This is a genomic window from Vibrio sp. Vb1026 (assembly GCF_033338745.1).
In the GTDB taxonomy this organism is placed as follows: domain Bacteria; phylum Pseudomonadota; class Gammaproteobacteria; order Enterobacterales; family Vibrionaceae; genus Vibrio; species Vibrio alginolyticus.
Genome location: NZ_JAWOTH010000016.1, coordinates 93,320 through 99,379 on the forward strand (window position 1 = coordinate 93,320; position 6,060 = coordinate 99,379).

Sequence of the window (6,060 nt, forward strand, 5' to 3'; positions counted from 1 at the left end):
GAGGTAAACATCAATTTAACCGTTAATGTTTGGCCCTAACCATTTTTCAGCCTCGATCCTATCCCACCCCTTACGATCGGCGTAACTCTGTAGCTGATCTTCTTGGATCTGTGCGATCGCAAAGTAACGTGAGTCAGGATGAGAGAAATACCAACCAGAGACTGACGCGCCCGGATACATTGCATAGCTGGAGGTTAGAGTCATGCCAATATTCTCTTCCACATTAAGTAGCTCCCAAAGCGGTCCTTTTTCAGTATGCTCAGGGCACGCTGGATAACCTGGTGCAGGGCGAATACCTTGGTATTTTTCACGAATGAGATCATCGTTAGATAAATCTTCATCCGCAGCATAACCCCAAATTTCTTTACGGACACGCTCATGCAAATACTCAGCAAACGCTTCGGCTAGGCGATCCGCCACCGCTTGAATCATAATTGCGTTGTAATCATCTCCCTGTGCTTTGTATTGATCAGCAAGCTCTCGTTCACCAATACCACCAGTGACAGCAAATGCCCCTATCCAATCATGCTTACCCGACTCTTTAGGTGCGATGTAGTCGGATAAACAATAGTTGAATCCTTTTGGTTTCTCGGTCTGTTGTCGCAAGTTACGTAATACTTTCACAACGTCGGTACGAGTTTCATCAGCATAAACTTCAATGTCGTCCCCCACGCTCGCAGCAGGGAATAAGCCACACATTCCACGCGCTTTTAACAGGCCTTCTCGCTCAACTCGATCAAGTAACTCGTTGGCATCTTCGAATAAACGTTTTGCTTCTTCACCAACTTCTTCATGTTGGAAAATTGTTGGATACTTACCCACAAGTGACCAAGTCATAAAGAATGGTGTCCAATCGATGTATTGACGTAATATAGCCACATCAAAATCATCGAAGATATGAATGCCAGGCTTAACAGGCACTGGAGGGGTGTAAGCTTCCCAATCGATAGCAACTTTATTCGCTCGAGCCGCTTCTAATGTCACTGGTTTGGTTCTCGGTTTCTTTCGATTATGTTGATCACGTACTCGTTCGTAATCAGCTTCAAGTTTTTCAACAAATTCAGGGCGACGTTCATCTGACAGAAGAGAAGTACATACGCCCACTGCACGTGAGGCGTTGTTCACGTAAACCACTGGATGCTTGTAATTTTGCTCAATCTTAACTGCTGTATGGGCTTTTGACGTTGTTGCGCCACCGATGAGAAGAGGTAAGTTAAAGTCGAGACGCTCCATCTCTTTTGCAACATGCACCATTTCGTCTAATGAAGGTGTGATCAACCCTGATAAACCAATAATATCGACGTTCTCTTCTTGCGCTACTTTTAAGATCTTTTCGCAAGGAACCATGACACCAAGATCGATAATTTCGTAGTTATTGCACTGCAATACAACGCCAACGATATTTTTCCCGATATCATGTACATCACCTTTGACCGTCGCTAGCAAAATCTTACCGTTTGTTTGTCCCACCTGCTTTTCTGCATTGATGTAGGGCTCCAGATGCGCGACTGCTTGCTTCATCACTCGTGCAGATTTTACGACCTGAGGAAGGAACATTTTACCTTCACCAAACAAGTCTCCGACGACGTTCATCCCATCCATTAATGGGCCTTCAATCACCTCTAATGGCTTTGAAGCGTTGACACGAGCCTCTTCGGTATCATCAACGATGAACTCAGTTATTCCTTTCACTAACGCGTGCTCTAAGCGCTTTTCAACAGGCCAAGTTCTCCACTCAAGTGCAGAGGCATCCTCCTCTTTACCTACCCCTTTGCCTGCATATTCCGCCGCGATATCTAACAATCTCTCAGTGGCGTCATCACGACGGTTAAGAACGACATCTTCCACAGCCTCACGCAATTTTTCAGGCACGTTATCGTAGATTTCTAACTGACCCGCATTCACAATCCCCATATCCATACCATTTTTAAAACAGTGGTAGAGGAACACCGCGTGAATCGCTTCACGTACATAGTTATTGCCACGGAAAGAGAATGAGACGTTAGAAACACCACCCGAGATCATCGCATGTGGTAAATCACGTTTGATATCGCCAACGGCTTCAATGAAATCCACCGCGTAGTTATTATGCTCCTCGATCCCCGTAGCAATGGCAAAAATGTTTGGGTCAAAAATGATGTCTTCTGGTGGAAAGCCCACTTCATCAACAAGAATTCGGTAAGCGTTGGTACAAATTTCTACTTTGCGCTCACGTGTATCTGCTTGCCCAATCTCATCAAACGCCATCACAATCACAGCCGCACCGTAACGGCGGATCAACTTAGCTTGTTCAACGAATTTCTCTTTGCCTTCTTTGAGAGAGATCGAGTTAACAATGCCTTTGCCTTGGATGCACTTAAGACCGGCTTCAATAACCTCCCACTTGGAAGAGTCAACCATGATTGGTACTTTTGAGATTTCAGGTTCTGACGCACAAAGGTTTAAAAAGCGAACCATACAAGCTTGTGCATCCAACATGCCTTCATCCATGTTGATATCGATAATTTGAGCGCCATTTTCAACTTGTTGACGAGCCACATCGAGCGCTTCATCGTACAGCTCTTCTTTAATTAAGCGCTTAAAACGCGCAGAACCGGTTACATTCGTACGCTCACCGACATTGATAAATAAAGAGTCTTTATCAATAGCGAGTGGCTCTAGGCCAGACAAGCGACAAGCAACGGGAAGTTCAGGTAATTGACGAGGGGCGATATTTTCAACCGCGAGTGCCATTTGGCGAATGTGCTCAGGAGTTGTACCACAACACCCACCAATCAAGTTTAAAAAGCCACTTTGAGCCCACTCTTTAACATGCTTAGCCATATCTTCTGGCGACAAATCGTATTCGCCGAATGCATTCGGAAGCCCAGCATTTGGGTGAGCGGAAACAAAAGATTCTGATATACGAGAGAGCTCTTCAACATAAGGACGCAGCTCATCTGGACCAAGTGCACAGTTCAAACCAAACGAAATCGGTTTAACATGACGTAATGAGTTGTAAAACGCTTCTGTGGTTTGACCGGATAATGTCCGACCGGAAGCATCAGTAATAGTCCCCGAGATCATCACAGGTAACTCAATCCCCATCTCTTCAAACACACTTTCAACAGCAAATGAACAAGCCTTAGCGTTAAGCGTATCGAAGATGGTCTCGATAAGAATAAGGTCAGAACCACCTTTAATTAGAGCACGAGTCGATTCAGAGTAAGCCTCAACTAACTCGTCGAAAGAAACATTTCGATATCCGGGGTCATTTACATCAGGAGAAATAGAACAAGTTCGGTTTGTCGGCCCTAAAACCCCTGCGACATAACGCGGTTTATCGGGTGTTTTTGCGGTCCATTCGTCTGCAACTTCACGTGCAAGCTTGGCAGCTGCAAAGTTAATTTCTTCACTTAGGCTTTCCATCTCGTAGTCAGCCATCGCAATGGTTGTTGCGTTAAACGTGTTGGTCTCAAGAATATCTGCACCCGCTTCTAAATATGCAGCGTGAATTTCCTTGATAAGTTGAGGCTGACTTAGAACCAACAGGTCGTTGTTACCTTTTAGATCACAATGCCAATCCGCAAAGCGCGTTCCTCGATAGTCTTGCTCTTCAAGTTTGTACCCTTGAATCATGGTTCCCATACCACCATCAATCAAAAGAATACGTTGCTTCAATTGAGCTTCAATCTGTTGTCTTACGTTACTTCCCACAGTACAGCCTCATTCCTTTAGTTATCTTTCCATCCTATCACACAAACTTCAGGAGTCTAGACGTCTAAACGTAGAATTAATGATTATTTTATATCCTTCTTAACTTGCAAAATAATCACGAAAAAATGTTTGCTATTTAAGCAGCATCAGCCGAGAATTCCATTCATAAAATGTTACAAATAGAGAGCTCTATGTCGGTCTATCATACTTTATGTTTTCTATCCGCAGCTGCGATGCTAATTGCTTTTGTAAACAGCAAGATAGGAAAGATGCAAACCACCATTGCGATTACCGCAGGTTCAATGGTGCTTTCACTTCTAATCTTAATTGCGGGTCAAAACAACTGGTTCCATCTCACCGAAATTGCGACGGAGACGATCACAAGGATTAACTTCGAAGATTTCTTGCTCAAAGGCATTCTTGGCTTCTTACTATTTGCTGGTGGACTAGGCATCAAACTCCCGAACCTTAAAGATCAAAAGTGGGAGATCACTGTTTTAGCCCTTGGAGCTACACTGTTTTCTACGTTCTTTATTGGATTTACGCTGTATGGGTTTTGTCAGTTAATTGGCATCCAATTTGATTTGGTCTACTGCTTACTATTTGGTGCTCTAATATCGCCAACTGACCCAATCGCTGTATTGGCTATTGTGAAAAAACTCGATGCTCCTAAACGTATCTCCACTCAGATTGAAGGAGAATCGCTCTTCAATGATGGCTTCGGTTTGGTTATCTTCGTCACTCTATTTACGATTGCATTTGGCACTGAGGCACCAACTGTAGGTAGTGTCACCTTGCTCTTCATCCAAGAAGCTATCGGTGGTATCACATATGGTTTCGTCCTCGGTTTGCTATTCCACTACTTGATCAGTGCCACCGATGATCACTCAATGGAATTGTTACTTACCATTGGTGTCCCAACAGCAGGTTACGCATTTGCTGAATACATCCATGTATCAGGCCCACTCGCGATGGTTGTATCCGGTATTATGATTGGCAACTGGACACGCTTTATTGGCTTTTCAAAAGAGAGTGAAGATCACCTTGACCATTTTTGGGAGCTTGTTGATGAGTTCTTGAATGGCGTGTTATTCCTACTGATCGGCATGTCGATGCTGCTATTTGAATTCCACAAAGAAGACTGGATTATGATGGCTATTTCAGTCCCTCTTGTACTAGCAGCTCGCTATTTAAGCGTATTTCTCTCGTACATTGGCTTTAAGCGTTACAGAAAATATAACCCGTGGTCAGTACGTATTTTGACGTGGGGCGGCTTACGCGGGGGCCTTGCATTGGCAATGGCACTTTCCATTCCATCTGGTATTTGGGTGATTCAAGATAAGTTAATCGATGTAAAAGAGATTATTCTTGTAATGACCTACTCCGTCGTTGTTTTCTCTATCCTCATTCAAGGCTCAACAATCACCCCAATGATTGAAAAAGCAAAAGCAGAAGAGAAGAAGATGGAAGAGAACAACCAAGCAATAACCACTCCGGAACATACGGAGCCAGTGGACTCTTAAAGACACGTAACTTAATAAATAAAAAGCAGCTACCTAGCTGCTTTTTTCATAACTAATTTTCAGACTCCCCTTCAAGGACGAGTGCTCCTTATTCTTTGATATACCTTCAAATATACTAAGAATCGCTACGCTGCATTTTCATAGATACTAACTATTTCCGATAGATAGTATTCATAGACGAGCCTTTTAATTTACCCATTTTCATCTGTATCACTTCTCTTCCCTTGGCAATATAGGCTCCTCGCAAACATCAAAGCTAAACTTCCACAATACTTAGCAATGAGCGAGTTTGTATTTTTATGAGAAAGAGGCATTTAGGGTAATTGCGTTCAGAACCCAAACAGGTTAGCAACCTCACCAAGATAAAACTGAGCTAGCATTCAGGTAGATCAAAGCCTTAACAGAAATGTAGCCCCCCTCCCTCTTGATCTCAGTGAGACTAAACTTGTATTCAAAGTCGTCCTGTTTTCAAATTAGAAACAAGCGACACTTCAAACAATTAAACTCTGTCACATAACTAGATTTTCTAATATCGAATAAAAGGAGCTTTGGTGAATGAAGAGGCTCAAAACTAGCGCTCGATACTAGGACCCGGTTCAGTAGAAACCACACAAAACTGCGTTCCACTTCACTCATACAGGGCTTAGAAAGCATAACCAGAGGGAAGCCTGCCTCTCGATGCAAGGTTTCAATATGAAAGTGGGTTTAAGCTAAGTCGGGGAACCAAAACGAAAAAAGCCTCAGTCTTTCGACTGAGGCTTAATATAAGTGGCGGAGTGGACGGGACTCGAACCCGCGACCCCCGGCGTGACAGGCCGGTATTCTAACCAACTGAACTACC

General features: G+C 43.6%; 2 protein-coding genes. One reads left to right on the forward strand and one right to left on the reverse strand.

The window, feature by feature from the left end:
• Nucleotides 1-15: 15 nt before the first annotated feature.
• The gene (gene metH / locus R7E47_RS19615) at nt 16-3,696 is read right to left on the reverse strand and encodes a methionine synthase (RefSeq protein ID WP_318085008.1); all 3,681 of its coding nucleotides are present in this window, start codon (nt 3,694-3,696) and stop codon (nt 16-18) included.
• 191 nt (nt 3,697-3,887) lie between these two features.
• Here metH and R7E47_RS19620 point away from each other — a divergent pair, with 191 nt between their 5' ends.
• Entirely contained in the window at nt 3,888-5,219 is a 1,332-nt protein-coding gene (locus tag R7E47_RS19620) for a sodium:proton antiporter (protein ID WP_318085010.1), read from the forward strand.
• Nucleotides 5,220-6,060 lie beyond the last annotated feature (841 nt).

Coding starts and splice junctions, on each gene's coding strand:
- R7E47_RS19620 (WP_318085010.1), top strand. CDS start 3,888: ATGTCGGTCTATCATACTTTATGTTTTCTATCCGCAGCTGCGATGCTA.